The sequence below is a fragment of the Bradyrhizobium sp. CCBAU 65884 genome (assembly GCF_028128835.1).
GTDB lineage: Bacteria > Pseudomonadota > Alphaproteobacteria > Rhizobiales > Xanthobacteraceae > Bradyrhizobium > Bradyrhizobium ottawaense.
On the sequence record NZ_LBJU01000101.1, the window covers coordinates 39593 to 64501 of the forward strand.

Sequence of the window (24909 nt, forward strand, 5' to 3'; positions counted from 1 at the left end):
CGGCGCTCTGCGGCTGCGTAAGCGGAGTTCGGTTCATGACGGCGCATTACGAGATCTTCGAGGCTGGCGACGTTGTCCTCCAGTCCGGGACCGTTTTCCCTTCGCTGAAGCTTGCCTACAAGACCTACGGCACGCTGAGCGCCGCCAAGGACAACGTCATCCTCTATCCGACCTCGTTCAGCGCGCAGCATTTTGACACCGAGTGGCTGATTGGCCCGGACGGCGTGCTCGATCCCACGCGCTACTTCATCGTCATCCCGAACCTGTTCGGCAACGGCCTGTCGTCCTCGCCGTCGAATACCGCGGCGCCGTTTCCCGAGGTGACCTATCACGATGCGATTACGGTCCAGCATCGGCTCCTCACCGAGCGTTTCGGCATTTCAAAGCTGGCCCTCGTCTATGGCTGGTCGATGGGCGGCATGCAGGCGTATCACTGGGCGGCGCTGCACCCCGACATGGTCGAGCGTGCAGCCGTGGTCTGCGGCAGCGCCCGCTGCGCACCCTATAACCATGTCTTCCTGGAAAGCGTGAAGGCCGCGCTGACCGCCGATCCTGCCTTCGGCCACGGCCGCTTCGCCGAGAAACCCGTCGCCGGCTACCGCGCCATGGGGCGCGTCTATGCCGGCTGGGCGATGTCGCACGGCTTCTATCGCGACGAGCTCTGGCGCGAGGCCGGCTTCACCTCGCTGGAAGATTACCTCGTCCGCGTCTGGGACGCGACGTTTGCCCGGCGCGACGCCAATGATCTGCTGGCACAGATCGGCATCTGGCAGAACGGCGACATCAGCCGCTGTGCGAGCTTCGCTGGCGATTTCGATCGGGCGCTGGCGGCGATCAAGGCGCACATGCTGCTGATGCCGGGCGCGACCGACCGTTATTTCGATGTCCGCGACAACGAGGACGAGCTCGGCCGACTGGTCAACGCGAAATCCGCGGTGCTGCATCCGATCCCGTCACTGCATGGCCATCGCGCCGGCAATCCCGTTGGCAATCCGCGCGACCAGGCCTTCATCAAGGCCGAAATCGCGGACCTACTTGGCAAGCAGGCAGGCAACCGATCATGACCGACACAGCCGTTTCAGAGTCCGGCCATCGCCTGAAGCCGCTGACGCCCGCCATGCTGCGCGAATTGTCGGCCCGCTCCGATGTCAGAGGCGCAGCGCAGAGCCTCGGCCATTATGGCGTGATCGTGCTGGTGGGCACGCTGATCTGGAAGGTTTCGTCGACCTGGGGCGTGCTCTGGGCGCTGCCGCTGATGGCGGTGCAGGGCTATGTCGTCGCCTTCCTGTTCATGGCGGTGCACGAGACCGCGCACAAGACCGCGTTCAAAAGCCGCAGCCTCAACCTCGTCGTCGGTTATCTCTCGGCCTTCCTCATCGGATTGCCTTACGAATATTACTGCCTGTTTCACTGGGATCATCACCGCTACACCCAGGATCCGGACAAGGATCCCGAGCTGATCGTCGGGGTGAAACCGACATCCGACACGCAGCTCGCGATCGCCTATAGCGGCATGCTCCAGGTCGCCGGCCGTCTCCGGCTGATGCTCGGCCATGCGGTCACCGGAAAGGTCACCGTGCCCTGGATCCCCGAAAACAAGCGCGCCGTCATCGTGAGAGAGGCGCGTATATATGTCGCGGTCTATGTCCTGCTGCTCGCGCTCTCGCTGTGGTTCTCGTCAGCGCTGCTGCTCTGGGTCTGGCTCGTCCCGCTTGTCATCGGGCAGTTGTTCCTGCGGCCCTATCTCTATGCCGAGCATACCGGCTGCGAGCGCACTCGCAGTGCTTTTCAGAACACCCGCACCACCTACACCGCTGCGGTGGTCAAATGGTTCGCGTGGAACATGCCCTACCATGTCGAGCACCACGCCTATCCCTCGATACCGTTTCACGCGCTGCCGAAGCTGAACGAGATCGTCGACGGTGAGATCGTTTATCGCGGCCGCGGCTACATCCAGACGACGCGCGAAACCTGGGTCTGGTTTCGCCGGAATCTGAGGAGCCGTTAACCAAACGCAAAACTCCGGCCGCAGCGCGACCGGAGCTTTGTTTGGAAGGCGAGATATCAGTAGATTCCGTACGCGCAGACATTCACGACGCGGACGCGCATGCCATGGCGGGTCCGAACGAGGCGCTCCTGGTAGCAGTTGCTGACGCCGGTGTTGACGTAGACGCCGCCGAAGCCCCAGCCCGGACCCCAGCCATGACCCCAATGGTGATGGTGGAAACCGCCAGCCGAGGCGGCGGTGGGCGCGAGAGCGGCAACGCCGAGCGAACCGGCGGCGATCAGGCCGAGAGCAAGCTTACGAAACATCTTCATTCTCCAGTGTGGCGCTAAGGCCGTTGTTGTGTCCCTGCATCTCGGTCGGGCCGAGACGCGAATGCGTTCACCCGGGAGGAGGAGAATCGTGTTTCAGGAATGTTTCGTGGGCTGCGGCGAAAGATGCCGGCCTCATGTTTTCCGCGCCGCGCGATAGCGCGCGGCCATCGCCTGCGTCAGCTCCGCCATCTTGTCGCGGAGGTCGGCGGGCTCCAGCACCTCGGCCTCGGGGCCGAGCCGCAACAATTCGGCCGCGGCGTGCCAGGACGTCTTGCCAGCAGGCACGCGCGCAATGCGCCAGCCGTCCACATCAGCGGTCTCCTCGAGCTGCGTGCGCGCCTTGATGTACGGCTGGCTCAGCGCGTCGAGCAGCTTGACGCCGAACGGCGACAACCGGACGATCGCGACATTGGGATGCATCTCGGCCTCGAGACGCAGCGTCGCGGCCTGCCAATAGGCGGCGAGATCGAAATCGGCGGGACGATCGAAGCCTTCGTCGAGCGCCGTGCAGTCGAGCACGCGCGCGACGCGATAGGTGCGCACGCTGGCGTCGACCTGGCCGGCGAAATACCAGCTCCCGCCCTTCAGCACGAGGCCGAGCGGTGCGAGGCGACGCTGCTTCTCCGCGCGCCAGCTCTGGTAGCGGATCTTGATCAGCGTCCCGCGCAGCACCGCGCCGGCAATCGTGCGCAGATGCTTCGGCTCTTCGGCCTCGCCGAACCAGCCCGGCGCATCCAGATGAAAGCGTTCCTGCATCCGGCTGGCATCCTGGCGCAGATGGACGGGCAGCGCCGCCATCAGCTTGTTCTGCGCGGCGATCATTGCCGCATCCAGCCCGAGCGCCGCCGCCGGGCCCGGCAAGCCCGCCAGGAACAGCGTCTCGGCCTCGCTCTGCGACAGGCCGTTCAGCCGCACGCGATAGCCGTCGAGCAGCCGATAGCCGCCCTCCGCGCCACGGTCGGCGTAAACCGGAACGCCGGACGCGGCGAGCGCGTCGATGTCGCGATAGATCGTGCGGACCGAGACCTCGCAGGCTTCCGCAAGCTCGGGCGCGGTGACTTGCCCCCTGGCCTGGAGGGTGGTGAGGATCGACAACATTCGGCTCGCGCGCATGGATTGCTTAAACCATACCTGACACAGGATGTCAGGTATGGCCCGCTACAAGCTGCCCCACCGCCCGCTGGCCCGATGGAGACCTGCCATGACCGATCCGAACCGCATCACGCTGTATTACTCGCCGCAAAGCCGCGCCACCGGCACGCGGGTGCTGCTGGAGGAGCTGGGCGCGCCCTACGATCTGCACGTCCTCAACATGAAGGCCGGCGAGCAGCGTCAGCCCGCTTATCTCGCCATCAATCCGCTCGGCAAGGTCCCGGCGATCCGCCACGGCGATGCCCTGGTGACCGAGCAGGTCGCGATCACCATCCATCTCGCCGATCTCTTCCCGCAGGCAGGTTTGACGCCCGCGCTGCACGATCCGCTGCGCGGTCCTTATCTGCGCTGGATCGCCTATTACGGCTCATCCTTCGAGCCGGCGCTGATCGACAAGTTCATGCAGCGTGAGCCGGCGCCGATCACGCAGTCGCCCTATGCCGACTACGACACCATGCTCGGCGCGCTGGAAGCGCAGCTGTCGAAAGGGCCCTATTTGCTTGGCGAGCGGATGACGGCTGCCGATGTGTTGTGGGGCGTGGCGTTCAGCTGGACCATGATGTTCGGCATCGTGCCGAAGAAGGACGTCTTCGTCCGCTATGCCGAGCGCATGACCGCGCGGCCTGCATTCCAGCGCATCAATGCCGCGGACGACGAGATGGCGGCGCTGCATGCGAACGAAGGCGGCGGGAGTGTAGGTCAGCCCCACACTCAATCGTCCCGGGCAAGCGTCAGCGCAGACCCGCGACCCATAACCACAGGAAGGTGTTTTGCGAAGACTCGGAGTTAGCAGCCCGGCGCGGTAACCACTCCCTGTGGTTATGGGTCCCGGATCGGCGCGCTTAGGGCGCGCTTGTCCGGGACGACAGCGAGAGAAATTCAAAACCTCGGCGCTCTCTTCTCCGCGAACGCCTTGATGCCTTCCTTGATCTCGTCGCCGCGCATGCTGTCGCGGTGGCGCTGGTCGGCGGCGCGGTCATCGAGCTCGCCGCGGGCGAATTCGTTGATCGCGCGCTTCATGCCGCGCATCGCCTGCGGGGCATTGCCGGCGAGGATGTTGGCGAGCTTGTCGACCTCCTCGTCGAGGAATTCCACCGGTACCATCGCGGTGAGATAGCCGATGCGCAGCATCTCCGGCGCGCTGATCTTCTGCGCCGTCAGGAACAGCTTCTTCGCATTGTCGACGCCGAGCCGGGTGACGTAGCGTTTGATGCCGCTCCTGTAGTAATGCAGCCCGAGCCGCGCCGCCGGCATGAACATCTCGGCGGTGTCGACGCCGATGCGGAAATCGCAGGCGAGCGCGAGGTCGGTCGAGCCGCCATAGACGCCGCCGTTGAGCCGGCAGATCGTCGGCACGCCCAGATCCTCCAGCCGGTTGACGACTACCTCGAATGCAGAGCCCGCGCTCTGCTGCTCGTTGGCGCTGACGGCGCGCTCGGCGACCGAATTGAGGTCATACCCGGCCGAGAAGGCGCGTCCGGTGCCGGTCAGCACCAGCACGCGGATGGCTGGGTCGGCCTCGATCAGGTCGAACAGTCTGACGAGGTCGTCGAGGTCTTCGGCCTGCAGCCGGTTGAGATGCTTGGGCCGGTTGAGGCGGATGGTGGCGCGGGCGCCGTCACGTTCGAGCACGGGGCCGGTGGCTGCGTCGGTGATGTCCGACATTCTTGTCTCCTTTTATCTGTTTTCGAGCGCGCGGCGTTTCGCCTCGGCGTCGATGGTCTCGGCGAGATCGGGATGCCGCGCCATCAGCACGCGGAAGTCGACGAGGTCGAGCACCAGAAGCCGCGACACTTTCGTGGTCGAGACGTTGGCGCCGCGCTTGTTGTTGCCGAGCAGCGCCATCTCGCCGAAGAAGGCGCCTTCGCCGAGTTGGACCTTCTTGCCGGGCAGTTCGACCTCGACCTCGCCCGCGGCGATGAAATACATGCAATCGCCCTGCGCGCCCTTGCGAATGATCATGGTGCGCGCCGGCAGCTCCATGGTCCGCAGCATGTGGGTGACGTCGGCAATCGCAGCGGGCCCGAGCGCTGAGAAGAATGGCACCTTGCTGACGGATTCCCAGGTCTTGAGGAAATTGTCGCGCCGCGTCTCGGCGGCAAATCCGGTCGCCAAAATACCGGTCCAGAGGCCGAACACGCCGAGGCCGGAGATCATCACCGCGGCCGCCACGATGCGGCCGAGCGGCGTGACCGGCACGACGTCGCCGTAGCCGGTGGTCGTGAGTGTGACGACGGCCCACCACAGCGCGGCGGGCACGCTGCCAAAAGTCTGCGGCTGCACGTCCCGCTCCAGGAAATATTCGGCGACGGAGGCGAGGAAGACCACCATCAGGAAGATCACGAGCACGCTGACCAGCGGGCCCGATTCCAGCACCAGCACGCGGCGAAGCTGCCGCAGGCCGGGGATGCCAGGCACCACCTTCAGCACCCAGAGCACGCTGAGCAGCCAGGCCGTCTTCGGCTCGGCGCCGAAGAGAAGCGCGACCGGCACCGCCAGCGCCCCGATCGCATCGACCAGTCCGGCGGAGGAGGACATGTACAGCGAGAGCCGCCCCTGCTGCGTCATGTGGCGCAGCCGCACCAGCCATTCGAACACGAAATAGGCGAGGCAGGTCCAGAGCAGGGCGTTGATCCAGCCGTGCGCCTCCTGGGCGCGCTTGTCCGACAGCAACACCATGCTGAGCACGCCGACGGTCACAGCCACATAGGCCGCCTTGGTCATGTTGCGGCCGGCCGTGGCGGCCGCGAACTGGGCCAGAGCGGAAATCAGCGGCTTGGACATGCGGAAAGGCGGCTCGATCTTGAGACAAGTCTTCGGGTCCCGGCGGGGACGCCGGTGTCAAAGTGCCCGCCCGGGCGGGGGCCGTCAACGACGGGCAGGCTGGGTGAACGGCGCTGCTGCGCCTGCCGGTCCGTGCCGCCGTCGCTGGCGTGGTGCCTTACCTGAAATGCGGCGGCTCGTCGTAGCCACGGCGGCTGCTGAAGAACAGCAGCACCATCAGCCCGACGCCGACAATGACGGAAAACCCCGCGCCCAGTGCCAGCGCCACATAGCCTTCCGTCGGGATCGGCTCACCTTCGACCGCCATTGCGGAATAGGCGAAGTAGCCGGCCGCCGCCAGCATTCCCAGAAGGACCATGATGAGGAGTGCACGCATGCTGCGGTCTCCGGTTGCAACCGGAAACCAACGGTTGCAGATGGGCTGGGTTCCAGACGGGCGGTCGTCACGATCTCTCTCTCGTGCCCCGGGCGCAGCGCAGCACGGAGTGATGCGCTGCAGAGCCGGGGCTCATCCAGCGGCGCAAGCTGCGGTTCCTGGGTCCCGGCTCGGCGCCGCAACGCCTTCGGCACAGCGGCGGCGCCAACCGGCGCGGCCGTCAGGCGCTCTGGGCGGTCTTCACCACCACGACATTGCTGTCGTCGTGCTGGGCAGGGCCGCCGCCCTGAACCGTCTTCTCGGTTTCGCCGGCATGGCGTTTCAGATAGTCGCGGCGCATGCCGATCTCGTCGCGGACGAATTCGTAACCGAGCTTGAAGGTGTCGAGCCCGTCGGTACTGATCGTGCCGTCCCTGAGACCGATGACGGCGCCGCGCAAGATGCCCTCCAGCTCGTCCTGGAGACATTCGAGCTGGTCCAGAGAGTGGGCGTGCTCGATCCGCTCGCCGATGTCGAGGATGGCGGTGGAGAGCTCGCTGGCCTTCTCCGGCGCGATGCGGGTGATCTTGGCGTAGATCGCCGCGAAGATCGAGCCGATGACGCTGAGCGCGGCGGCGCCCAGATACATCAGGTCGCTGTACTTATCCATGAACGATTTGGTGTCGTCGTTGATGTAGTCGGCCGCCCCCTGGTGCGCCATCACGAAGGCGTCCTTCTCGGTCGAGGCCGGCTCAATTCTGCTGGCAAAGCCGTTGTCGAGCCCGAGCGCGGATTTGTTCTCGTAGATGGTGCGCGCCAGCTCGCCCGCCGTGGATGGGGACATCCTGGATTGCGTGACCAGCAGCCATTCGAGCCCGACCGTGTCGAGGTCGTCGTCGGGAATTTGCGGCGAGGTCGACAGCGTGCCTGCCGTCAGCGTCTCGCTGGAAATGCCCGGGAGCTTGCGCGCCAGCGCCTTGGCCTCGTCGATCGCGTTGAGCGTGAAGCCGCCGCGCTTGGCGACCTGCTCATAGGCCTTGTCGCGCACCGCCCTGGAGGCATGAACGATGGCGATCACCGCGCCAAAGCCGTTTGACGGCGCAAACAGCTTGTCGAGCGTCGTGCCCTGCGGCGCCATCTGGATCTTGGCGGCGTCCGGACCGTCGGGGATGTCGAGGATGCCGCGGACGAAGGCGAGGGAGGATTCGTTCTCGGCGAGAACGGCGACCTTCTTTTTCTTCAGCTCGGCGATCGACTTGATCTTCTTGTTGCCGGGACCGAGCAGAAGCACGAGGTCGTGCTCGAGGATCGCGAGCGCGCGCGCCCGCAGCGGCACCTTGGCGTCGGTACGCAGCACGGCGAGATCGGCCTGCTTGCGGTCGAACTGCGCGAGCGCCTTGGCGTTGTCGGCGTTGTTGACGACCTTGATCCGGAAGCGCGAGGCGTTGCTCTTCAGCAGGGCGGCGAGCTTTGCCGCGAACAGCGCCTCGTCGCTGTTGGGAGCGCCGACGGCAAAGGTCAGCGTCTCCGAATTGTGCAGCATGGCACGGCCGCCCCAGACGGTGGCGAGCGACAGCAGCAGGGTCAGCACGACGTAGAGGAAGACCTGTTGCTGATTGGTCTTGATCACCTTGGGGCGCCGCGGCGGCGGCTCGATCGGGGATGCGGTGGGGCCTTCAGTACTCATGGCAGCACTCTGGCCTTATTCTCCGGTGACGGACGGCTCGCGGACGTGATCGCGGCGGGCGCCCTGCAATTCCTAAACGTCTGAAAAAAGAATGATATTCTGTACCGGCAATGATAGCGCGCCGGGACCGGAATGCAAATTTCGAGCCGAGGGTAACCTTACTCGACGCGGACGCGGCGAAAGGTCATCCTATCACCGGTTAGCCACACTTGGCGATTTTCCGGTTCCCCCCGGCTGCATTCCGCCGCGGGAGATGTCATAAATCGAAGGTCCCGGCGGTTTGACCCGGTCCAAGAAGAAGTTGCGCTGAACGCTCCAATTTTTCTTGTCACCTCAATGAGGGCGTCGGCTTTGTCGTTTCCACCCATGTCATCGGCGATTCCGGTCGAAGCGCTCATTGGCTGGATGTTGCTGCTCACCTTCAAGCACATCATCGCCGATTTCGTTCTCCAGACCGCCTGGATGGCGCACGGCAAGGACCAGAAGCACGGCTGGGCCCTGCCGCTTCTGGTGCATTGCCTGATTCACCTTGCGGTTGCGCTGCCGCTGATCCTGATCGTGGCGCCGAAATTCTGGTTCGTGGCCTTTATCGACTTCGTGATCCACATCACGATCGACCGCGCCAAGGGACTGGTCTCGGCGAATTTCGGCGTCGACCTTGCGCATCCCTGGTTCTGGACCCTGATCGGCGTCGACCAGGCCCTGCACCATCTCACCGGCTTCGGCCTCTCCATCTTCATGGCGGCGAACTGAGGGGAGTGGCCTCGGGGCGACGATCGGGCCTGTATGGTTCGAGACGGCGCTACGCGCCTCCTCACCATGAGGGGATAGTCTGTCAGCAGTTCCAGACCTCATCCTGAGGAGCCCGCCGAAGGCGGGCGTCTCGAAGGATGGCCGCGGAGAACTCCCCGCCGCCTCCGATTCGCGGCCCACGCGCAAGCACCCCGGGTGACTACCGGGCAGCGTGGTTAACCTTTCATTAGAGAATTGCGCTGCATCTTCCGCACACGAGGGAGAACTGCAATGTTTTCAAGCCGCGACACTTTTGAGAGCGATTTCTGCCCGGTTCGCGACGAGCTCCTTGGCGAGATGTATCGCGCCAGCGAGGGTGGCCTGCCGAGGCTGGTTGAGAGTGTTTCTCCTGACGCGCGCGCCAGGCTGGCGCTGTTCTGCTATCGCCGCAGCCATCTGCACTCGCTGGCGGTCGCGATCGCAGGGAGCTGCAACGAGCGCGACCTGATCGAAAACGGCGGCCGCGTCGGCTCGACGCTCTATGCGCTGTCGCGCGAAGGCACGGCGAAATCCTCGCCGTCGCTATCGGGCGGGCGCAAGCCGATCACGCTGTCGACCAAGCCGCTCTCGGTGCTCGCACCGCTGGACGACGAAATCGACGACGAAATCGGCGAAGCCGTTCCGGCCTAACTTGCTTCGATAGCCGGAAGCCCGAACTTCCGCCGCGCCATCGCGCATTCGGCGTCGCCGGGCATGCAGGTGCGGCACACCTCCGGCCGCATCGCATAGATGCCGCATGCGGTCGCGTTTCCGATATCCCCTTGCAAGGCCGAACAGCGATCGCCCTCGCAACGCATGCCGGATTGGCGGTCGTTGACCAGCGCTTCCGGAATCGCGGCAAGCTCTTCGTCGCTCTCGATCGAGAAGCGCGGCCAGTTCGCCGAATAGCCGCAGCAGGCGCCGCAACTCTGGCAAAAGCTCGACAGATCGACGGGGGAGTTCTCTTCCATCGTCCTCACATGTCCTTGTCAGGTGTCTTTGGGCGGGCCCCAGACCAGGCTCTGCCGCCATCTCGCGCGCAGCACGTCGCGCCGCTCCGGATATCTCTCGTCGAGATAGTTGGCGTCGACCACGCGGTCGGTGCGGAAGCTGCGGAAGTCGCCGCGTAGCTCGCACCAGGCTGCCAGCAGGCGCACGGCTTCGAGATAGCCGACCGAGATCGGCCAGATCATGCGCTCGCTGGCGCGGCCCTGCTCGTCGCGATAGCGCAGCATGATCTTCTTGCCTTCGTGGATCTGGGTGCGCGTACGTACCATGTCCAGGCGGTCCGGCTCCCTGTTCCAGCTCGGCCGAGCCCGGCTCGCCGGCTCCAGCACGAAAGGACGCAGGCGCTCGGGCACGGTGTCGGCGATCTTGGCCATCAGATCTTCGGCCGCGCGCGCGAGTGCCGAATCGGCATGGCCGGCGACCCATTGGGCGCCCAACACCGCCGCCTCGATCTCGTCGGGCGTCAGCATCAAAGGCGGGAGATCAAATCCCTTTTCCAGGATGTAGCCCATGCCGGCTTCACCGCGAATCGGCACGCGCTGGCCGATCAGCGTCGCGATGTCGCGATAGATCGTGCGCTTCGAGGTCTCGAGCTCGGCCGCGATGGCGTCCGCCGTCAGCGGCTTACGCGTGCGCCTCAGCACCTGGATGATTTGAAACAGCCGGTCGGCGCGTCTCATGCTGGTCCCTTGTCGGTGATCTTTTCAGAAAGCGGCGCGCGGCTGCTGACAGGATGTTGGCAGCAGGGGGTTCTATACCGGGACAACACATCGACTGAAGAGGATTTGTCCATGATCATTCCGACCCATTTCGGCCCGGCTATTCCGATGTTGCGGGCACAGGCGTGGTCCGCCTCGGCGTTCGGCCGCCTCGTTTCGCTCGATCTCATGGCCGTCGACCTCCGGTTTGCCCTTGCGAGCGTGGTGGCACGCCCGCTGATCCAGGCCGCGGACGCGCTGGTCCGCCATGTGATGGGCCGTGCCTGGCGGGGGGCCCGTTTCGCAGAAGATATCACGGCTGCTGCCACCATGGTGGCAGCAGCCCGGCACTAGGTTCCGTCAACTTTTTCGGTGGTTCAGGAGAAGCTTTCATGATCACGCTCTACGGATTTGGCACCGGCTTCGGCCTGCCGGAAATCAGCCCCTTCGTCACCAAGACGGAAGTGCAGCTCAAGATGGCGGGACTGCCCTACCGGAAGGAGCGGGCCATGCCGCCCGCCTCGCCCAAGGGGCAGCTGCCCTTCATCGACGATGGCGGCGAGGCGGTGGCCGATTCCACCTTCATCCGCGCCCATATCGAGCGCCGATACGGCTTTGATTTCGATGCCGGGCTGTCGCTGACCGACCGCGCGCAGGCCTGGGCGTTCGAACGGATGATCGAGCACCACATCTACTGGGGGCTGGTCGGGGCGCGCTGGGTCGATCCGGTCAATTTCGCCAAGGGGCCTGCGCATTTCTTCGACGGCGCGCCGGAGCACAACCGCGAGAAACTGCGCGAGGATGCGCAATTCCGCGTCGCCGAGAACTATCTGCTCTCGGGCCTCGGCCGCCATGGACCCGATGACGATGTCGAGCTCGCCGTGCGCTCGCTGTTCGCGCTCTCGGTGCAGCTCGGCGACAAATCCTATCTGATGGGCAACAAGCCCTGCGGCGTCGACGCCACCGCCTTCGGTATGCTCGCCGGCATCCTCTCGCCGTTCTTCGAATCGGCCCTGCGTGAGCGTGCCGAGGGCTTTCCGAACCTCACCGCCTATGTCGATCGCATGATGGACAATTACTACCCCGAATTCGCCTGGACCCCGCTGCGGCAGGCGGCTTGAGGCCGCCGTATCCGCGGGCTCGGTGCCCCTCTCCCGCAAGCGGGAGAAGGGGCGCACCGGCGCCTGGGGCCCGCAGCTCGATCTCAAATCCGAAAAACAAAAGAGCCGGCCCATCGGGCCGGCTCTCGTTGTCTCTCAACTTTCGCCGTGTCTATTTCACCAGCGAGTACTTGCCGTTCTTCACCGTCAGCAGGATGCGCGAGCGGTCGTCGAGGCCGTAGCGGTCCTTTTCGGTGAAGTTGTAGACGCCCTGGCTCGCCGCCAGCTCCTTCTCCGTCAGCAAGGCCTGGCGGATCGCTTCGCGGAATTCCGGCGTACCGGGTTTTGCGGTCTTCAGCGCGGTCGGGATGATGCGCTTGAGGATCTCAAAGGCGTCGTAGGAATGGCCAGCGAACTGGCTGCGGCTGTTCGGGCCGTACTTTGCCTCATACGCGGCGTTGAGCGCGAGACCCGGCTTCTTGGTGGCGGCTTCGTCCGGCTGGTCCTCGGGGTCCATCACCGGACCCGACGCCATCAGCACGCCTTCGGCCGCTTTGCCGGCGATGCGGATGAAATCCATGCTGGCGGCGCCGTGGGTCTGGTAGATCAGGCCCTGATAGCCGCGTTCGCGCAACTCGGTCTGCGGCAGCGCGGCCGCGGTGCCCGACGCGCCGACCAGGATCGCATCCGGGTTGGCGGCGACCAGCTTCAGCACCTGTCCGGTCACCGACGTATCGGGACGGGCGAAGCGCTCCTCGTCGACGATGGTCATGCCCATCGGCACGGCCTGGGCTTTGAGGTCGTTGAACCAGAGGTCGCCATAGGAGTCGGAATAGCCGATATAGCCGAGCGTCTTCACGCCCTTGCTCTTCATGTGCTCGTACAGCACCTTGCCCACGATCGGGATCGGCTGCGGCATCGCCACCGACCACTTCATGCGCTCGGGCGTGATCGGGAAGGGCGCCAGGCCGAAATGCGGAATGCCGGCTTCGTTGGCGACGTTGGAGACCGCGATCGTCGGCGGCGTCAGCGCCGAGCCCATGATGATGTCGGCCTTGGATTCGGTCACGAAGCGGCGCGCGTTGGTGGTTGCGGTGGTGGGATCGCCGCCGTCGTCGAGCACGATCACCTTCAGCGGCACGCCGCCGATTTCCTTCGGCACGAATTCCAGCGCGTTGCGCTCGGGAATGCCGAGCGCGGCGCCGGGGCCGGTCGTGGTGGTGGTGATGCCGATGGTGATTTCGCTGGTCTGGGCCAGCGCGGGCAGCGCCGGCAGGGCAAGCGTCGCCGCGGTGATGGCGGCGGTCAAGTAAAAGCGTTTCATCTATTCCTCCCTTTACGTGTTTCTTTGAAAGCAGAAATCGGGGGGTAATTCAGCCCCCTCTTTTGGCGATGCGGCGATTAGCTCCGGACTTAACTCCCCGTGAATTTGGCTACCATTTCCGCCGGGAACGGTGCCGATTTCAGCTTGTCGGGGTTAACGGGATCGCGACCGACCAGGACGCGGGTCTCAAAACCCTCGATCGCCAGCGCGTCACCCTTGTAGACGTTGTGCTTCACCTCGAAGCTCGAACGCTTGATGCTCTCGATCTTCGTCTCGATGGTGATCCAGTCGCCATAGGTCGAGGGGATGTAGAACTTGGACCGCGTGTCGACCATCGGGATGCCCACCAGGCCGTACTTGCGGACCAGATCCTGCTTGGAGAATCCGGCGACCTCGAACAGGGTCGAGGTCGAATCGTCGAACATCGCGAAATAGCGCGGGTAGTAGACGATGTTGGCGGGGTCGCAATCGCCCCACTGGATCTGTACGTCGCGCCGGTTCACGAACATGTGTCGCGCGCCTTATTTCGGTGCCATGCGCAGCGAGCCGTCGAGGCGCACCACTTCGCCGTTCAGGTAGGAGTTCTCGACCATGTGCAGCGCGAGCGCGGCGAACTCGTCGGCATGGCCGAGCCGGCGCGGGAAGGGGATCGCGGCGGCGAGCGAGTCCTGGGCTTCCTGCGGCAGGTTCGCGAGCAGCGGGGTCAGGAACAGGCCGGGCGCGATGGTCAGCACGCGGACGCCGAACTGCGCCAGCTCGCGCGCGATCGGCAGCGTCATGCCGACGATGCCGCCCTTGGAAGCCGAATAGGCGGACTGACCGATCTGGCCGTCATAAGCGGCAACGGAGGCCGTGTTGATGATGACACCGCGCTCGCCGGTCGCCTGCGGCTCCAGCTTGGACATCTCGGTGGCGGCCAGGCGCAGCATGTTGAAGGTGCCGATCAGATTGACCTTGATCACCTTGTCGAAATCGGCGAGCGCCATCGGGCCGTCGCGGCCGACGACGCGCTTGGCAACGCCGATGCCGGCGCAATTGACCAGCACGCGCGGCGCGCCAAGAGCCTTGGTCGCCTGCGCGATCGCAGCTTCAGCGGAAGCGGCGTCGGAGACGTCGCAGGTAATCGCCACGCCCTTGATCTCGGCGGCAACGGTCTCGGCGAGCTTGGCATTGAGATCGCAGACCGCGACCTTGGCGCCCTGCGCCGCAAGTCTTCGCGCGGTGGCGGCGCCAAGCCCCGATGCGCCGCCGGTGACGATGGCTGCCTGATCTTTCAACAACATGGCGTTCTCCTGTGGCTTATGTCCGGGTTAGCCGACCGATATCACACGGTCCGACGGATTGGCAGCGTAGAGCTCCTCGATCAATTCGGTGCGGTGCTCGAGCACGGCGCGCTGGTTGATCGAGCCCTTGTCGGTGACTTCGCCCTTGTCGATCGAGAGCGGCGCGTCCATCAGGATCGCGCGCGTGATCCGGGTCGAGGAACCCGTGGCTTGGCTGAGGAAACGGGTCAGGCGCTCGCGAAAAGCCTCGCGCACCAGCCGGTCGCGTGTTGCGACGACGAGATCGTCGGTCGGCAGCGTCGGATTGATCAGCCGGCAGCCGTCGAGGTCGAGCACGACCAGCGCCGAGACCTCGTCACGATTGATGCCGGCGATGACGACGTCGCGCACCAGCGGGGCGCAGGCGGCCGTGAGGCGCGCGCGCAGCGGGCCGACGCTGACCCAGGTGCCGCTGGCGAGCTTGAAGTCTTCACCGACACGGCCGTCGAAATCGAAGCCTGCGTTGAGATCATCGGGATCGGCGGGCTTGAGCGCATCACCCATCATGTAAAATCCTTCCTCGTCGAAGGATTTTGCGCTGATGTCGGGCTGGCGCCAGTAGCCGGGCATGACGTTCGGCCCCTTGGCGCGCACTTCCAGCTTGCCGTTGTTCGGCACCAGTTTTGCGTCGTTGCCCGAAACAGGCAGGCCGACATGGCCGGAGCGGCTGGTGCGCGGATTGACCGACATGAAGAACGGCGCGGTCTCGGTCGCACCGAGCCCGGTCAGCATCGGAACCCGATAACCTTTTTCCTTCACCGCGAGCTCGTCGAGGCTGTTCCAGATGAATGGCGACAGCGCGGCGCCGGAGAAGAACATCGCGTGCAGCCGGTCGAAGAACTTTGCGCGCAGGCCCTGGTCGTCGCGCAAATAAGGCAGCAGCGATTCATAGCCCTTGGGCACGTTGAAATAGACCGTCGGCGAAATCTCCTGGAGATTGCGCACGGTCTCCTCGATGCCGCCGGGCATCGGCTTGCCGGCGTCCAGATACATCGAGCCGCCGTTATAGAGCGTCAGGCCGATATTGTGGTTGCCGCCGAAGGTGTGATTCCAGGGCAGCCAGTCGATGATGACGGGCGGCTCGTCCTTGAGGAAGGCGAGCGTCTCGCGCAGCATTACCTGGTTGGCGCAGATCATGCGCTGGGTGTTGATGACGGCCTTGGGATTGCCGGTCGAGCCCGAGGTCAGCAGGAATTTCGCGATCGTGTCGGGGCCGATCTTGCCGTGGACATCGTCGAGATCGGCGCGGATCGGCGTTGCCATGAGGTCGGCGAGCAGGGTGACGTCGCGGCCTGGCACCTCGCCGTAGGACGCGGCGATCTCGGTCCCGAGCGAGACGTTGGCGGCAAGCGCATCGGCGAACTTGTCGGCATCCTCGGCGAAGACAAGGCCGGGCGTCAGCAGCTTCATCAGGTAAGAAAGCTTGCCGTAATCCTTCGACACCAGCGAGTAGGCCGGCGACACCGGGCAGAACGGAATACCGGCATAGAACGCGCCGAACGCCAGCAATGCGTGGTCGATCGAATTGCCGGAGAGGATGACGACCGGCCGCTCCGCCGACAGGCCGCGCGCAATCAGGCCGGACGCAATGTGACGGCTCGCGACCAGCAGCTCGGCGTAAGTGATCTTGCGCCAGCCGCGGCCGCCTTCGCGCTCGGCCATGAAGACGCGGTCCGGCGTGGTGCTGGCCCAGTGATGCAGGCGGTCGGTGAGGCGAACGGGATAGTCGCCGAGCGCCTGTTTCGGCCGCAGGTAAATCGTGCCGTCGTCGCGGCGTTCGATGTCGACGACGGGATCGCCGAATGAAATGGGCCGCAGCGGGAAAGTGCTCGCGCCGCGCTCCATGCTGGAAGAGGACGGCTGCGCGCTCATGACTTGGGCTTTACCTTTGCGGTCTTGTGTTCGAGGAATTCGCGGATCCTGCGCTTTGCCTCTTTGTCGCTCTGCGCGACGGTCGCCATCAGCGATTCCATCAGCAGGCCGGTCTGCGGATTGGCCTCCGCGATCATCGGCAGCGCCTGGAGCACGGCGAAGTTCGTCAGCGGCGCGTTGGAGGCGACCTTGGTCGCAAGCTCCATCGCCTTGCCGAGCCCGTTGCCGGCCTCCGTGACATATTGCGCGAAGCCGTAGGAGGCGCCTTCGGTCGCGCTGTAGACGCGGCCCGTCAGCATCATGTCCATCATCCGGGCGACGCCGATCAATCGCGGCAGCCGCACCGAGCCGCCGCCGCCGACGAAGATGCCGCGCTGTCCCTCCGGAAGCGCGAAATAGGTCGAGGGCTCGGCGACGCGGATATGCGCCGAGCAGGCAAGCTCCAGCCCGCCGCCGATCACGGCGCCCTTCAGCGCCGCAATCACGGGGACGCGGCTGTACTGGATGCGGTCGAACACCCGGTGCCACATCTGGGAATGCAGCAGGCCGCCGGTCGCGTCATGCTCGGTCAGCTCGGAGAGGTCGAGGCCGCTGGAGAAATGGTCGCCGATGCCGTGGATGACGACCGCGCCGATATCCTCGGGCAGGGACGCAAAACACTCGCCGATTTCCAGGATGATGCCGTCGTTGAGCGCATTGCGCTTGGCCGGCCGGTTCAGACCCACGGTCAGAACCCGGTCCGCCCTCTCGATCCTCAATAGCCCGGAGGCGCCCGCGTCAGCGGTCTCGGCGTTTCCCTGTGTCATTTGCGTCCTTGTCAGAATAGTTATGTTGTATAACGAATTTCGGGGGAGTCAAGGTGGGGCGGCAGAATGCTGCTCCGCACACAATGTCGTCCCTGCCTAGCGCGCAATCGCGCACGGGACGCAGGGACCCGTAACCCCAGGGAGAGATTTGGCGGAGACCCATTGTTCGGATTCCGACCGCCGGCACTCGATAGATCACGCGGTATGGGTCCCGGCTTTCGCCGGGACGACGAGCGGAGAGCGTTGAAAGGCCGCCGCCCTTCACATCACCTGATGCACGTCGATCACGACGCGATCCGCATGGCGCGCGGCTGAGCCGACGAAGATGTGCTGCATCAGCCAGCGATAGTTCTCATGCCCGGTCTCGAACCGCGGCACGGTGCGGAAATAGATCAGCTTGGGATCGACCGGCTCGCCGCGCTTGAGCTTCTGCAACAGCTCGACCGGTCCGAAGCGCATGCCCTTGTTCTCGACATAGACAATGGCGCCGTCGTCGGTCTCGAAGGCGTACTTCGCCTCCAGGTCGATCAGCTCGTTGGGGCGGATGGTCTGGAAGTCGGCGCCGAACGGCAGCACCTTGCCTGATATCGCGCCCGTGACCTCACCGCCGATGATCGGGATGATGCGGCGAACGCCGATGCCGGTCTCGCCGGCGGTGACGACCTCGCCGATTTTGGCGGTGATGGTGAAGACGTAGTTCGTCTCGAGCGTCGGTGTCGTCATGCTTCACCCTGTCAATGCGCCATCATCCGCGTCGGCAGCCAGGTCGCCAGCAGCGGGAAGGCGATCAGGATCACGAGGCGGATCAGGTCGGTGACCACGAACGGAATTACGCCCTTGAAGATCGTGGAGAAGGACACGTCCTTCACCACGCTCTTGATGACGAAGACGTTCATGCCGACAGGCGGGTGGATCAGGCCGAGCTCGACGGTCATGACGATGATGACGCCGAACCAGATCGGATCGAAGCCGAGATGCGTGATCACCGGGAAGATGATCGGCACGGTGAGGATGATCATCGCCATGGCGTCCATCAGGCAACCGAGCACGAGGTACATCACCATGATCAGTGCCAGCACGCCGTAGCTGCCGAGACCGAGGCCGGTGAGGAATTCGGTCACTTTCTGCGGCGTCTGCGTCACCGTGAGGAAATAGCCGAAGATCAGCGCGCCGATCAGCACCGTGAACACCGCCGCGGCGGTGCGCGTCGCCTGGAGCAGCGAGGCCAGGATCTTCTCGCGGTCGAGGCGGCCGGTCAGCACGCCGATGATGAACGCGCCGGCGGCGCCGACGCCGCCGGCCTCCGTCGGCGTGAAGCGCGGCAAATAGGGCAGGCCGTAGAGCCCGCCGATCACGAAGATGAACAGCAGCACCGGCGCCCAGATCTCCTTCAGGCCGGCAAAGCGCTCGCGCCACGGCGTCACCTTGCCCTTGGGCAGGAAGTCGGGACGGAAATAGCCGATCAGGAAGATCGTGATCATGTACATGCTCATCGCCAGCAGGCCCGGGATGATGCCGGCGATGAAGAGCTTTCCGATGTCCTGCTCGGTGATGATGCCGTAGACCGCGAGCACGGTGGAGGGCGGCAGCATCGCGCCCAGCGTGCCACCCGCGGCGATCACGCCGGTGGCGAACGATTGCGGATAGCCGAAACGGCGCATCTCGGGATAGGCGACGGCCGAGAAGGTCGCGGCGGTCGCAACCGACGAGCCGCAGATCGCGGCAAAGCCGCCGCAGGCCCCGACGGTGGCGATGCCGAGGCCGCCGCGCAAATGCCCGACGAAACCGTTGGCGGCGCGGAACAGCTCGCGGCTCATGCCGGAATTGGACACGAACGAGCCCATCAGCAGGAACATCGGGATGACGCCGAAGGTGTAGTCGGTGACCGTGCGCATCGAGGTCTGGCCGACCAGCTTCAGGGCGGCCGTCCCGTTGACGAGATAGGCGAAACCGGACACGCCGACGAGGCCCATGGCCATGCCGACGGGCACGCGCAGCAGCATCAGGACAAACAGGGAAACGAAGCCGATTACGGCGACGGCATCGGTGCTCATGATTACTCCGTCGCCTTCAATTTGGGATCGTGCATATCTTCGGGGTGGAAGATCAGGCGGTAGGTGCGGATCGCGATCAGCAGCACGGCGCAGACGTCGCCGATCCAGGCGATCGCGAAGAACGGCCAGGTCGGCATGTGCATGTCGAAGGTCAGGACATTGTCGTTGTAGGTGCCGCGCACCTTGTCGAACAGCGTCCAGGTCTGCACGGTCACGACGAACAGCAGCACCAGGGTTGCGAACACGTCGATCCAGCGCTGATGGCGCGGCCCGACATTGCCCCAGACGAGGTCGACCGTGATGTGGGTGCCGCGATAGGAGGTCGCGGCGATGCCCCAGAAGATGAGGATGCCGAGCAGCATGCGGCCGATGTCGAACGAATCAGGGATCGAATAATTCAGCGTGTTGCGGAGCAGCACCGACAGGAAGATGTCGAGCGCGACGATGCCGACGAAGCCGGCCGCGATCCATTCGATCGTGTCGATGATGCGGTCCATCCAGGAGCGCTTCATGGGTGTGTCCTATCGAGTGTCGTCATTCTCGCTCTCGACTCCGGCGGCGGCTCTTGCCTCTCCCCGCGTGCGGGGAGAGGCCGCATCGCATCGGAGATGCGATGCGGGTGAGGGGGACTCTCCGCGAGTCCATCTGTCACTCTTTTCGCGGACGCAGCCCCTCACCCCAACCCTCTCCCCGTAAGGACGGGGAGAGGGGGAGGAAGGACCGATCGCGTCGCGGCGTCACTCCGCCAACGCGTTGTACTTCTTCAGCGACGCCTTCAGCTCGCTAAGCGCCGCGTCCGGATCGGCGCCGGCCTTTTTGGCGCCCTCGGACCAGGTCTTCACCAGCGGCTCGGCGGCCTTCTTCCAGACGGCGGTCTGCTCGGGCGCCAGCTTGTAGACCTCGTGGCCGGATTCCGCCTTCACCTTGTCGATGCCCGCATCCTCGAACTTGCCCCAATGCTCGCCGACCACGCCCGCCATTTCGACCGAGCAGTTCTTGTCGATCGCGGCCTTCTGCTTGTCGGACATCGCGTTGTACTTGTCCTTGTTGATCACGAACACGAAGGTCGTGGTGTAGAGCGGCGCCTCCATGTCGTATTTGGTCACCTTGTCGATGCCGAACAGCACCAGGGAACCCCAGGGGAAGGTGACGCCGTCGGCGACGCCGCGCTCGATGATGTCGCGGACCTCAGGCGCCGAGGACTGCACATTGGTGCCGCCGAGCGAGGTCACGAAGTTCGCCATGGTGGCATGCGCCGGGCGGATCTTCATGCCCTTCACGTCTTCAGGCAGCACGATCTTCTTGGTCTTGGAATGGAAGGAGGAGGGCGAGTGGACGAAGGCGAGACAGTATTTGACGTCCTTCATCTCCTTCTCGGCATATTTGCGATACCAGGCGTCCAGCCCCATCGAGCCGCCCTTGGCGTCCGAGATCAGGAACGGCAGCTCGCCGGCGCCGACGATCGGGAAGCGGCCGGGCTGGTAGCCGGGATTGACATAGGTGACGTCGGCGATGCCGTCGCGCGCCATGTCGTAATGATCGAACGCCTTGCCGAGCTGCTGGGCCGGAAACACCTTGCCCTTGATGGTGCCGCCGGAATCCTTCTCGACCGCGGCAGCCCAGTCTTCCAGCGACTTCTGCAGCGGATGCGAAGCCGGCACCCAGTGCGAGATCTTCAAATCGAAGGTCTTGTCCTGCGCGAAGGCAGGCGTCACGCTTGCGGCCAGCAGCAACGCCAGACAGGCTTTCCTCATCACACGTCTCTCCCTGTTTTCGATGGCGGGCTTCGATGGCCCGGTCTCGTTAATTAACATGTTATCTAATCGGCTGGCGCGTTCAAGCCGGAACTGGCGCGCACTTCGCCGCGCCGTCTGCGTCAGCCATGCTGCATGGATTTGTCGCGGCCCGGCGACGGCCCTCCCCTTTTGCCCAACCGTTATATGATATAATTATCGTGCGCGGAGCAACGCGACAAGCGAGCCGCGAGCAAAGCCTACAGGATCGGAAGGAGCAAGTATTGCGGACAAAAGTCGCAATCATCGGGGCCGGACCGGCCGGATTGTTGCTTGGGCAACTGCTGCACGCTTACGGCATCGACAATGTCATTCTGGAGCGGCAGAGCCCGGATTACGTGCTCGGTCGCATCCGCGCCGGTCTGCTCGAGGAGGGAACCGTCGCGCTGCTCGATCAGATCGGCGCCGGGGCGCGGGCGCATGCCGAAGGCCTGGTGCATGAAGGCATCGAGCTCGCCTTTTCCGGCCGCCGTCACCGCATCGACATGAAGGGTGCGACCGGCAAGACGGTCATGATCTACGGCCAGACCGAGGTCACGCTCGATTTGATGAATGCGCGGAAGGCCGCCGGTCTGATCTCGGTTTATGAGGCCAAGGACGTTCAGCCGCATGATTTCGACGGCAGTCACCCGCGCGTAACCTGGGAGAAGGACGGCGTCACCCACACGCTCGATTGCGACTTCATCGCCGGCTGCGACGGCTTTCACGGCGTCAGCCGCGCCAGCGTTCCGACCTCGGCGATCGAGGAGTTCGAGCGGGTCTATCCCTTCGGTTGGCTCGGCATCCTGTCGGAGACGCCGCCGGTCAGCCATGAGCTGATCTACTCCAACCACGCGCGCGGCTTTGCGCTTTGCACCATGCGCTCGACCCGACGCAGCCGCTACTATGTGCAGTGTTCGCTCGACGACCATGTCGACCAATGGCCGGACGAACGCTTCTGGGACGAATTGAAGCGCCGGCTCGACCGGGAGGCGGCCGACAGCCTCGTCACGGGCCCCTCGATCGAGAAGAGCATTGCGCCCCTGCGCAGCTTCGTCGCCGAGCCGATGCGCTTCGGCCGGCTGTTCCTGTGCGGGGACGCCGCCCACATCGTGCCCCCGACCGGCGCCAAGGGACTGAACCTCGCCGCCAGCGACGCACATTACCTGTCGGGCGCGCTGCGCGAATTCTACGACGAGAACTCCAGCGCCGGCATCGACGCCTATTCCACCACGGCGCTGGCGCGGGTCTGGAAGGCGGTGCGCTTCTCCTGGTGGATGACCTCGATGCTGCACAAATTCCCCGACACCGGCACCATCGGCGCGCGCATCCAGCTCGCCGAGCTCGACTACGTCACGCAGTCGCAGGCCGCGATGACGTCGCTGTCGGAGAATTATGTGGGGTTGCCGTTTTAAGACAGTCCGTAGGGTGGGCAAAGGCGCTCTTGCGCCGTGCCCACCACCTTCCCATGATTGCGAAAGCACGTGGGCACGCTTCGCTTTGCCCACCCTACGGCGCCGTCATTGTGGCGCCTTCCGTTTCAAACACTCGCGCAAATTCCGTTTGAAACTTTGTAATTGATGCAACCGTCACGTCTATCGCGTTCAATGCCGGCGACCAGCAACGCGAGACCGCCATGACCTCTCCCGACATCCCCACCGGCTTCGAGCCGCATTTCCGCAAAGCGCCGCTCACCGATCCCTGGGAGCCGCTCTATTCGAAGAAGTCCGACAAGGGCGTCACCGTGGGGCTGCGTCTGGCGACGCCGCACACCAACGCGCGCGGGCTGATTCACGGAGGGCTGATCGCCGCGCTGGCCGATGCCGCCATGGGCTATAGCTGCGCCCAGGCAACGGGCTGGACCACGTCGTTCGTGACGATCTCGCTGTCGGTCGACTATGTCGGCGCCGCCGAGATCGGCCAATGGCTCTCGGTCGAAGGTGAGGCGATCAAGACCGGCTCTACGATCTGTTTTGCACAATGCCTGGTCAAAGCCGACGATGCCGTGATCGCGCGCGCCAGCGGCACGTTTCGGGTGGTGCCGAAGAAGGGGTGACGCTCTCGCTCTCCGTGTCCCGGACGCGGTGCGGCGCGAAGTGCCGCTCCGCAGAGCCGGGACCCATGTCTCGGCATGATATCGCGCCGTCTTCTGGGCCCCGGCTCAGCATCGCATCACTGCGTGCTGCGATGCGTCCGGGGCACGAGAGCTACCCAAACTTCCACTCCGCCGTCTCCACCACGAGATCGACGAACGCGCGCACCTTGGCCGAGAGCAGCCGCGAGGTCGGGTAGATGATGTGGATCGGCAGCGCCGGCTGCTCGTACTTCGCCAGCACGATTTTCAGCCGTCCGCGCTTCAGCCCCTCGGCGGCCTGATAGGCCAGCACGCGCGTCACCCCGCCGCCGGCTTCGGCATATTGCAGGGCGGCGTCGGCGCTGTTGCTGATGAAGCGGGGCGATGGCGTGACCTCGATGTCGCGGCCGTCGTGCACGAAGTGCCAGCTGGCGAAGGGCCCGAACTGAATGGTCTGGTGTCCGAGCAATGCGTCCGGCGTCTTCGGCTCGCCGTGGCGCTTCAGATAGCCCGGCGTCGCCACCACGATCCGCCGCATCTCGCCGACCTGGCGCGCCACCAGCGAGGAATCGGCGAGATGACCGATCCGCACCGCGACATCGACGGCGTCCTCCACGAGATTGACGAGATGGTCGGACAAGCGCAATTGCCCGCCGACCTCGGGATAGCGCTTGAGATAGTCGGTCATGACCGGCCCGACATGCAGCCGGCCGAAGCCGACCGGGGCCGATACCACCAACCGTCCGCTCGGCCGGTGGCGCTCCTCCCGCGCCGAGCCGTCGGCCTCCTCGACATCGGCGAGGATGCGCCGCGCGCGCTCCAGATAGCGCGTGCCGACGTCGGTCAATCTCACCTGCCGGGTGGTCCGCTGCAGCAGCCGGGCGCCGAGATGCTCCTCCAGCGCCGCGATCAGCCGCGTTACCGCCGAGGGCGACAGGTGCAGCTTGCGCGCCGCCGGCGCAAAGCCGCGCAGATCGGCAACGGTGACGAAGACGTGCATGGCTTCGAGGCGGTCCATCTCATTATTGCATATATCGCAACGATGAAGTGTCAAGCGGGTAGATTGTTTTGGTTGGCGAAAGGTCCATTTTAGCGGGCGAAGACGCAGCGATGCGCCGGAATTAGGAGATGTTCCGATGACGACAGCAACCCGCACCTATGCCAGCGACGTGGCCTTCACTCCCGCGGTGAAGGAGATCCAGGCGCGCAAGGGTTCGCGCGAGGCTTATGGCCGCGTCGAGCAGCGCGGCTGGCGCACCGAGGTCGATGAAAACCTCGAGGCCTTCCTCACTGAGGCCAACAGCTTTTACTTCGCCACCGCGTCGGCGGACGGCCAGCCTTACATCCAGCACCGCGGCGGCCCGAAGGGCTTCCTCAAGATCCTCGACAAGCAGACGCTCGCCTTTGCCGACTATGCCGGCAACCAGCAATATCTGACGCAGGGTAACCTGTCGGAGAATCCCAAGGCCTACATCTTCGTGATGGACTACGCCCATCGCCGCCGCGTGAAGATCTGGGGCGAGGCGCGCGTCGTCGAGGACGACGAGGCGCTGACGACGTCGCTAATGCCGAAGGGCTACCGCGCCCGGCCGGAGCAGGTGATCCTGTTCAAGATCGCGGCCTGGGACACCAACTGCCCGCAGCACATCCCGCAGAAGTTCGACGCAGGCGATGTGGCAGCGGCATTGGCGGTGAGGGACGCGAGGATTGCAGAGTTGGAGGCCGAGGTGGCGGCGTTGAAGGGCGGTAAGGTGACAGGAGCTACGTAACGCCGCGCGCTTACCCTCCCCTGGAGGGGGAGGGTCGATCGC

Annotated in this window: 28 protein-coding genes; 10 read left to right on the plus strand and 18 right to left on the minus strand. The window is 64.8% G+C overall.

Features of this window, described 5'->3' with window-relative positions; translation table 11 throughout:
• The first annotated feature begins 35 nt into the window (after nt 1-35).
• The gene (locus XI03_RS10150; RefSeq protein ID WP_271592048.1) at nt 36-1064 is read left to right on the plus strand and encodes an alpha/beta fold hydrolase; all 1029 of its coding nucleotides are present in this window, start codon (nt 36-38) and stop codon (nt 1062-1064) included.
• Entirely contained in the window at nt 1061-2008 is a 948-nt protein-coding gene (locus tag XI03_RS10155; RefSeq protein ID WP_271592049.1) for a fatty acid desaturase, read from the plus strand. The genes XI03_RS10150 and XI03_RS10155 overlap by 4 nt, the downstream gene beginning before the upstream one ends.
• 56 nt (nt 2009-2064) lie before the next feature.
• Here the strand turns inward: XI03_RS10155 and XI03_RS10160 are convergent, their stop codons facing one another.
• The gene (locus XI03_RS10160; RefSeq protein ID WP_028142163.1) at nt 2065-2313 is read right to left on the minus strand and encodes a hypothetical protein; all 249 of its coding nucleotides are present in this window, start codon (nt 2311-2313) and stop codon (nt 2065-2067) included.
• 138 nt (nt 2314-2451) lie between these two features.
• Nucleotides 2452-3432 (minus strand): helix-turn-helix transcriptional regulator, encoded by a 981-nt coding sequence (locus tag XI03_RS10165; protein ID WP_097668312.1) that lies wholly within the window; start codon nt 3430-3432, stop codon nt 2452-2454.
• 88 nt (nt 3433-3520) lie between these two features.
• Between XI03_RS10165 and XI03_RS10170 the strand changes: the two genes are divergently transcribed.
• Entirely contained in the window at nt 3521-4261 is a 741-nt protein-coding gene (locus XI03_RS10170) for a glutathione S-transferase family protein (RefSeq protein WP_271592050.1), read from the plus strand.
• 89 nt (nt 4262-4350) lie between these two features.
• Here the strand turns inward: XI03_RS10170 and XI03_RS10175 are convergent, their stop codons facing one another.
• The 4 genes from XI03_RS10175 to XI03_RS10190 all read right to left on the minus strand — a co-directional run bounded on the left by XI03_RS10175 (nt 4351) and on the right by XI03_RS10190 (nt 8297).
• Nucleotides 4351-5136 (minus strand): enoyl-CoA hydratase/isomerase family protein, encoded by a 786-nt coding sequence (locus XI03_RS10175; protein WP_028142160.1) that lies wholly within the window; start codon nt 5134-5136, stop codon nt 4351-4353.
• A gap of 12 nt (nt 5137-5148) precedes the next feature.
• Nucleotides 5149-6255, minus strand: coding sequence for a cyclic nucleotide-gated ion channel (locus tag XI03_RS10180; protein WP_271592051.1), 1107 nt, complete (start codon nt 6253-6255; stop codon nt 5149-5151).
• A 157-nt stretch (nt 6256-6412) separates the two neighbouring features.
• Complete coding sequence (locus tag XI03_RS10185) at nt 6413-6631, minus strand: hypothetical protein (protein ID WP_028142158.1); 219 nt, start codon at nt 6629-6631, stop codon at nt 6413-6415.
• 220 nt (nt 6632-6851) lie between these two features.
• Nucleotides 6852-8297, minus strand: coding sequence for a TAXI family TRAP transporter solute-binding subunit (locus tag XI03_RS10190; RefSeq protein WP_271592052.1), 1446 nt, complete (start codon nt 8295-8297; stop codon nt 6852-6854).
• 405 nt (nt 8298-8702) lie between these two features.
• Between XI03_RS10190 and XI03_RS10195 the strand changes: the two genes are divergently transcribed.
• Together XI03_RS10195 and XI03_RS10200 are read left to right on the plus strand one after the other, a co-directional pair.
• Entirely contained in the window at nt 8703-9050 is a 348-nt protein-coding gene (locus tag XI03_RS10195; RefSeq protein ID WP_049801962.1) for a DUF3307 domain-containing protein, read from the plus strand.
• Between the two features lie 270 nt (nt 9051-9320).
• Nucleotides 9321-9719 (plus strand): hypothetical protein, encoded by a 399-nt coding sequence (locus XI03_RS10200; RefSeq protein WP_028142155.1) that lies wholly within the window; start codon nt 9321-9323, stop codon nt 9717-9719.
• On the opposite strand, the gene XI03_RS10205 is transcribed toward XI03_RS10200, so the two are convergent.
• Both XI03_RS10205 and XI03_RS10210 read right to left on the minus strand, forming a co-directional pair.
• Nucleotides 9716-10039: a YkgJ family cysteine cluster protein gene (locus XI03_RS10205; RefSeq protein WP_028142154.1), complete on the minus strand. Its 324-nt coding sequence runs from the start codon at nt 10037-10039 to the stop codon at nt 9716-9718. The genes XI03_RS10200 and XI03_RS10205 overlap by 4 nt on opposite strands.
• A gap of 18 nt (nt 10040-10057) precedes the next feature.
• A complete protein-coding gene (locus XI03_RS10210; RefSeq protein ID WP_026202551.1) occupies nt 10058-10756 on the minus strand; it encodes a helix-turn-helix transcriptional regulator in 699 nt (232 codons plus the stop codon).
• 111 nt (nt 10757-10867) lie between these two features.
• Here XI03_RS10210 and XI03_RS10215 point away from each other — a divergent pair, with 111 nt between their 5' ends.
• Both XI03_RS10215 and XI03_RS10220 read left to right on the plus strand, forming a co-directional pair.
• Nucleotides 10868-11128: a hypothetical protein gene (locus tag XI03_RS10215; protein ID WP_018321420.1), complete on the plus strand. Its 261-nt coding sequence runs from the start codon at nt 10868-10870 to the stop codon at nt 11126-11128.
• Between the two features lie 38 nt (nt 11129-11166).
• Entirely contained in the window at nt 11167-11895 is a 729-nt protein-coding gene (locus tag XI03_RS10220) for a glutathione S-transferase family protein (protein WP_028142153.1), read from the plus strand.
• Nucleotides 11896-12046: 151 nt separating this feature from the next.
• Here XI03_RS10220 and XI03_RS10225 read toward each other — a convergent pair whose 3' ends face one another.
• From XI03_RS10225 to XI03_RS10265, 9 genes are all read right to left on the minus strand, one after another.
• A complete protein-coding gene (locus XI03_RS10225; protein ID WP_038950093.1) occupies nt 12047-13198 on the minus strand; it encodes an ABC transporter substrate-binding protein in 1152 nt (383 codons plus the stop codon).
• A gap of 89 nt (nt 13199-13287) precedes the next feature.
• Complete coding sequence (locus XI03_RS10230) at nt 13288-13707, minus strand: acyl-CoA thioesterase (protein WP_028142151.1); 420 nt, start codon at nt 13705-13707, stop codon at nt 13288-13290.
• A gap of 12 nt (nt 13708-13719) precedes the next feature.
• The gene (locus XI03_RS10235; protein ID WP_271592053.1) at nt 13720-14481 is read right to left on the minus strand and encodes an SDR family NAD(P)-dependent oxidoreductase; all 762 of its coding nucleotides are present in this window, start codon (nt 14479-14481) and stop codon (nt 13720-13722) included.
• A 27-nt stretch (nt 14482-14508) separates the two neighbouring features.
• Nucleotides 14509-16392: a feruloyl-CoA synthase gene (locus tag XI03_RS10240; protein WP_038971317.1), complete on the minus strand. Its 1884-nt coding sequence runs from the start codon at nt 16390-16392 to the stop codon at nt 14509-14511.
• Nucleotides 16389-17198 carry a crotonase/enoyl-CoA hydratase family protein gene (locus XI03_RS10245; protein WP_028142148.1) on the minus strand — a complete coding sequence of 270 codons (810 nt, stop codon included), beginning with the start codon at nt 17196-17198 and terminating at the stop codon, nt 16389-16391. Before XI03_RS10245 ends, XI03_RS10240 begins: the two co-directional genes overlap by 4 nt.
• Before the next feature lie 261 nt (nt 17199-17459).
• Nucleotides 17460-17921 (minus strand): DUF3237 domain-containing protein, encoded by a 462-nt coding sequence (locus XI03_RS10250; RefSeq protein ID WP_028142147.1) that lies wholly within the window; start codon nt 17919-17921, stop codon nt 17460-17462.
• Nucleotides 17922-17932: 11 nt separating this feature from the next.
• A complete protein-coding gene (locus XI03_RS10255) occupies nt 17933-19252 on the minus strand; it encodes a TRAP transporter large permease (RefSeq protein ID WP_028142146.1) in 1320 nt (439 codons plus the stop codon).
• Nucleotides 19253-19254: 2 nt separating this feature from the next.
• A complete protein-coding gene (locus XI03_RS10260; protein WP_271592054.1) occupies nt 19255-19764 on the minus strand; it encodes a TRAP transporter small permease in 510 nt (169 codons plus the stop codon).
• A 225-nt stretch (nt 19765-19989) separates the two neighbouring features.
• Complete coding sequence (locus XI03_RS10265) at nt 19990-21006, minus strand: TRAP transporter substrate-binding protein (protein WP_028142145.1); 1017 nt, start codon at nt 21004-21006, stop codon at nt 19990-19992.
• 263 nt (nt 21007-21269) lie between these two features.
• Here XI03_RS10265 and pobA point away from each other — a divergent pair, with 263 nt between their 5' ends.
• The gene (gene pobA / locus XI03_RS10270; protein ID WP_271592055.1) at nt 21270-22439 is read left to right on the plus strand and encodes a 4-hydroxybenzoate 3-monooxygenase; all 1170 of its coding nucleotides are present in this window, start codon (nt 21270-21272) and stop codon (nt 22437-22439) included.
• A 221-nt stretch (nt 22440-22660) separates the two neighbouring features.
• A complete protein-coding gene (locus XI03_RS10275; protein ID WP_028142143.1) occupies nt 22661-23080 on the plus strand; it encodes a PaaI family thioesterase in 420 nt (139 codons plus the stop codon).
• A gap of 151 nt (nt 23081-23231) precedes the next feature.
• Here XI03_RS10275 and XI03_RS10280 read toward each other — a convergent pair whose 3' ends face one another.
• A complete protein-coding gene (locus tag XI03_RS10280; protein ID WP_271592056.1) occupies nt 23232-24116 on the minus strand; it encodes a LysR family transcriptional regulator in 885 nt (294 codons plus the stop codon).
• 118 nt (nt 24117-24234) lie between these two features.
• Here XI03_RS10280 and XI03_RS10285 point away from each other — a divergent pair, with 118 nt between their 5' ends.
• Nucleotides 24235-24867: a pyridoxamine 5'-phosphate oxidase family protein gene (locus XI03_RS10285; RefSeq protein WP_097668317.1), complete on the plus strand. Its 633-nt coding sequence runs from the start codon at nt 24235-24237 to the stop codon at nt 24865-24867.
• Nucleotides 24868-24909: the final 42 nt, after the last annotated feature.